The following is a 4,894-nucleotide window of genomic DNA, read 5'->3' as shown; positions in this document are numbered from 1 at the left end:
GTGGGGAGGCGGACGGGTGGGAGCGGTCGACGGCCATCCAGGGGGCGATGATCGTCGCCGGTTCGTCCGCCCAGGGGCCCGCGTCGGCATCACCGCCCTGGGCGCCGCCTCCCGTCGGCGGGGTTCCCGTCTGGGCGGCGTCGCGGACCTCTTGGGGGAGGTGCAGGGGCAGCGGGCAGCGGTCCAGCCAGCCGGGGCCCCAGGCGTCGGCCGCGGCGCGGGCGAGTTCCACGGCGAAGGCGCGGGCGGACGGGGGGCGGTCGTCGATGTTCCCGGCCAGGGTGTGGCGGACGGCGGCGGCGATGCCGGGGGGCGCGGACGGCATCGGCGGGGGCTCGGCGCGGGTCAGCCGGTCGGCCAGCTCGGCGGAGCCGGGTTCGCGGGGGAACGGCGTCTCGCCGGTGAGCAGTTCGAACAGGACGACGCCGAGCGCGTACAGGTCCGAGCCGGGGCCGATACCACTCTGGGTGATCTGCTCCGGGGCCATGTAGCGGGGCGTGCCGATCATGGTGGCGGTGGCGGCGGCCGACTCGAGGATCTTGGCGATGCCGAAGTCGGTGACCTTCGGCTGCCCGTCCGCGGCGAACAGGATGTTGTCGGGCTTGATGTCGCGGTGGAAGACCGATTCCTCGTGGGCTCGTTCGAGCGCTGCCGCGACCGCGAGCCCGACCGCGACGACCTGGTCGGCGCTCAGACCGGTTCGGGCCCGGGCCCGCAGGGTCTCCCCGAGCCGCTCCATCACGAGCAGGCGCAGCTCGTTCTGCTCGGTGTAGTTGTAGATCCGGACGATGTGCGGATGGGCGAGCCGTTCGAGCAGCCGCGCCTCCGCCCGGAAGCGGGTCTGGCCGTCGGCGTTGTCCGACTCGCCGACCAGCATCTTGATCGCGACCTGGCGTTCGTCGAGGTAACGGTGCTGGCCGGCCAGCACGAGCCCGAAGCCGCCGTGCCCGATGATGCCCTGGATCCGGTAGTCGGGCAGCGCGGCCTCGATCCGGGTGAAGTCGAGCGTCACCGAACCCGCCTCGCCATCGGCGTCATCCGCGTCATCGGCACGGCGGGCGGTAGGGCAGGTCGGGCAGGTAGCGCCGCCATTCCTCCCGGGTGATGGGGTCGCCGGCAGCGGCGCAGATCATGCTCGCCTGCCGGTCGACGTCGAGACCGAGCAGGCCGATCGCCGGTTCGTGCAGGACGGGGACCAGATCGGCGTTGTCCGCGGTGAACAACAGGTCCCAGGTGTCGAAGCCGGTGAGGAAGTCGCCCCGCGGCTTTGGCGCGCGCAGGTTGGACACGTCCCACAGCCGGATCTCCGCGCCTCCGGTGGCGAGCGTCCGGCCGTCGGGGCTGAAGCGCAGCTTGAGGATGGCGCCGTTGTGCGGGGCCAGCCGGCCGATCTCAGTGGGACGGGCCGGGTTGGTCAGGTCGTAGAGGTAGACCACCCGTCCGTCACCACCCGCGGCGAGAGTGCGGCCTCGGGGGGCGAAGCCGATGTCGTTGATCTTACCGGCGAATCCGCCGAGACGGCTGTCGATCGTGAGCCGGCCGCGGCGGCGCAGATCCCAGAGGATGATCTGCCGGTCGGTGCCGACGCTGGCCATCAGGGTGCCGTCGGGAGAGAACGCGATGCGTTCCAGGACGGCGTCGGTGCGGTGCGCGGAGTTGTTGTGGGCCAGCGAGACCGGGTGCGCCGGGTCCGAGACGTCCCAGACGGCGATGTCGTTGCCGCTGCCGACCGCGAGCAGGCGGCCGTCCGGGCTGAACTCGATGATGTGGCCCGTCCGGTCGTTCTCGATGATGCTGCCTGTCTGCCGTGGATGGGCGGGATCGGCGACGTCCCAGAACCTGATGCCGCCGTCGCCGGAGGTCGCGAGCACCTGGTCGTCCGGGCGCACCGCGATCCAGTAGAGGCCGCTGAAGCTGCCGTCGTGCGCCTCCACGGAGGACAGTTCCGTCACGTGGCGTTCGCCGTCGATCCGCCACAGCGCGAGCTCGCCCGCGTCGTCGCCGGTGGCCAGGATCCGGCTGTGGAAGAAGGTGCCGCCGGCCTGCATCGACCCGGTGTGGCTGGCGATCAGACCAGTCCACGGTGTGCGCCGCAGCACCCCGTCCTCGGCGCCGATCGCGATCGTCGCGTCGGTGGGGCTGACCGCCACCGCCCAGGTGTTCCAGCCGACGGTGATCGACGTCAGCACCGACGACGAGCGGGCCGGATCGACGATGAAGGCGGCGTCGCTGCTGGTGGTGGCGATGACGTTGGTCGCGTCGAGGTAGGCGAGCCCGGTCACGGTGATCGACGCGGCCACGTCCGTCTTCGCCGGCACCGGCGCGGCCGGCTGGGAGATGTCGAAGTGGCTGATGACGCCCGCCTCCGAGCCGGTGACGACGCCGCGGCCGTCCCGGCTGACCGCGACGGCGAGTATCCCCGGCAGGTTCGGGCCCGAGGGCGCGTTCGGGTCGACGAGCCCGGCGAGCAACTGGGGCGCGGACGGGTTCGTCACGTCCCAGACCGCCGCGTGCCCGTCGGCGGACGCGGTGACGGCGTGCCGCCCGTCCGGGGTGAAGGCGACCGCCCGCACCACGTCGGTGTGGCCGGCCAGCGCCCCCGACCGGACCGGGGTGGCCGGACGGGTGACGTCCCAGAGCACCACCGTGGTCCCGTAGCCGCCGGTGGCGAGCATCGCCCCGTCGGGGCTGAACGCGAGGGCGTAGACCTCCCGGTGGTCGGGCGCCGGCGGCAGGGTGGCCAGCAGCCGCGGGGTGGACGGGCGGGCCACGTCCCACAGCTTGACCTGGCCGTCGGAGCCGCCGGTGGCGAGCACCGGCGCGGTCGGGCTGAACGCCACCGACTTCACCGCGAAGGCGTGCCCGCCGTGGGCCACGTCCGGCAGCCGCCCGAGCGGGCCCTGCCGGTTCTTGTCGGTGCCGTCCCACAGTACGACCGCGTGGTCGTCGCCTCCGGTGGCCAGCAGCTTCCCGTCGTGGCTGTAGGCGACCGCGCCGATCGGGAGGGTGTGGGCGCCGATCTGGCGGGTCACCGTCGCCGCGGCGAGCACCGCCGTGCGCGCCTCCGGGGTGTCGGCAACGTTGTGGGCGACCAGGCTGAGCTGCGCGGCGAGGCTCGGGTCGAGGGGGCGCAGCTTGTCGGCGCGGGCGGCGATCGACTGCGACAGCGCCCGGTCCCGGTCCTGGTCGGCGGACGAACGCTGGTCGTAGGCGTAGGCGGTCGAGCCGACGGCGAGTAGCGCGAGGACCGTCAGCACGGCGGCGAGGATCTTCAGCCGGCGGGTCCGGGCCGCCGCGGCGCGCTGCTCGCCGTGCTCCCGGTCGCTGCTCGCGTCGTAGAACTCTCGCGCCCCGGCGCCGAGACCCGCGTGACGCTCGCCGGTCTCGACCCAGTCGCGGGCGGCGGCCAGCCGGGTGCCGGAGATCAGGTAGGACGGGTCGCGGCCGCTGCGCTCCCAGGTCTCCGACGCCTCGGTGAGCTGCTGCCAGGCGAGCGCCCCCGCCCGGTCCAGATCGATCCACTCCCGCAGCCGCGGCCACGACCGCAGCAGCGCCTCATGGGCGATCTGCGCGGTGTCGGCGTCCACCTCGACGAGACGGGCCCGCACCAGCGCGTCGAACACCACCGGCGCCGCCGGATCGCCGATCTGGGCGAGCAACTCGGTCCGCGACACCCGCCGGCGGGTGTCGTCGCCGCCCTCGCCGACCCGCACCATCCGCATCAGCAGCGGCCAGACAAGCCGCTGGCCGTCCGCGTCCAGCGCCGCGTACATCTCCTCGGCGGTCTGGGCGATCGCGCCGGTCAGGCCGCCGATGCGCTGGTAGGCGGCGACGGTGAGAGTGTCGCCTTCGCGCGCGAGCCAGGTGGCCCGCAGTGCGTGGGCGAGCAGCGGCAGGGAGCCGGGATCAGCGACGACGTCGCTGGTCGCCGCCTCGGCGCCGAGGTCGCGCAGCATCACCTCGACCAGGCCCGGTTCGAGCCGCTGGCCGGCCTGGCGCGCCGGCTCGACGATCGCCTCCCGCACCTCGCTCGCGGTCATCGGGCCGACCACGAACTGCCCCGACTGCAACGCGTCGACCAGATCCGGATGGGCGGCACAGGACGCGAAGAAGTCGGCGCGCACCGCCAGCACCACCACCGCCGGCGGCGTGCCCTGGCCCGAGCCGCGGGCCACCGCGCACAGGCCGCGGATGAAAGCATCCCGTTCCGCCTCGTCGGCGCAGAGGGTGAACGTCTCCTCGAACTGGTCGACGGCGACCACGAGGCGACGGCCCCCTTCGCGGCCGCCCTCGGACCGGTCGAGCAGCTCGGCGAGCATCCCGGTGAGCCGGTAGGGGTCGGCGACGGCGCCTTCGAGCAGCACGCTCATCGCCGCCGGCAGGCCCAGCACCCGCGCGGTGCGCCTCGCGAGCTCGCGGATCGGGCGGTCCGTCGGCGTGACCACGACCTGCGGCCAGGACGCCGACCCCGGCAGCCCACCCCGCGCCAGCGCGGGCAGCAGCCCGGCGCGCAGCAGCGACGACTTCCCCGCCCCCGACGCGGCGACCAGCACCAGCGGCCCGGCACCATCGAGCCGAGACGCGAGCCGGCCCACCAGATCGGCCGTCGCGCGCTCCCGCCCGTGGAACCACTGCTGGGACGACGCGTCGAACGAGGCGAGCCCCGGGTAGGGGCAGACCTGCACCGTCTCTACCGCCGACGCCGCCGGCACGATCTGGGTGTCCGGGAACGCGTGGGCCGCCGCAACGACCGGGTTGACGGGAACGGGAACGGGCACGGGCACGGGCACGGGCACGGGCACGGGCACGGGCACGGCTGGAGTAGCTGCGAGCGCGGAGTCGGCGGAGACCACGGCGGTCGGGACGGGCGGGTGTGTGCCGGCGGGGTCGGGCG

The 4,894-nt window shown here is 74.2% G+C and carries 2 protein-coding genes; both read right to left on the bottom strand.

What is annotated here, in order from left to right:
* Positions 1 to 1,012 (bottom strand): serine/threonine-protein kinase (locus C1A33_RS20285; protein ID WP_133150752.1); only part of this gene is annotated, 1,012 nt, incomplete at its 3' end.
* Positions 1,013 to 1,043: 31 nt separating this feature from the next.
* Positions 1,044 to 4,894: nSTAND1 domain-containing NTPase (locus tag C1A33_RS20280; protein WP_165818486.1), on the bottom strand; the 3,851-nt coding region annotated here is incomplete at its 5' end.

Origin of the sequence: Frankia canadensis, from assembly GCF_900197875.1 — a bacterium.
In the GTDB taxonomy this organism is placed as follows: domain Bacteria; phylum Actinomycetota; class Actinomycetes; order Frankiales; family Frankiaceae; genus Frankia; species Frankia canadensis.
This window is presented reverse-complemented; position numbering and strand designations above follow the sequence as displayed.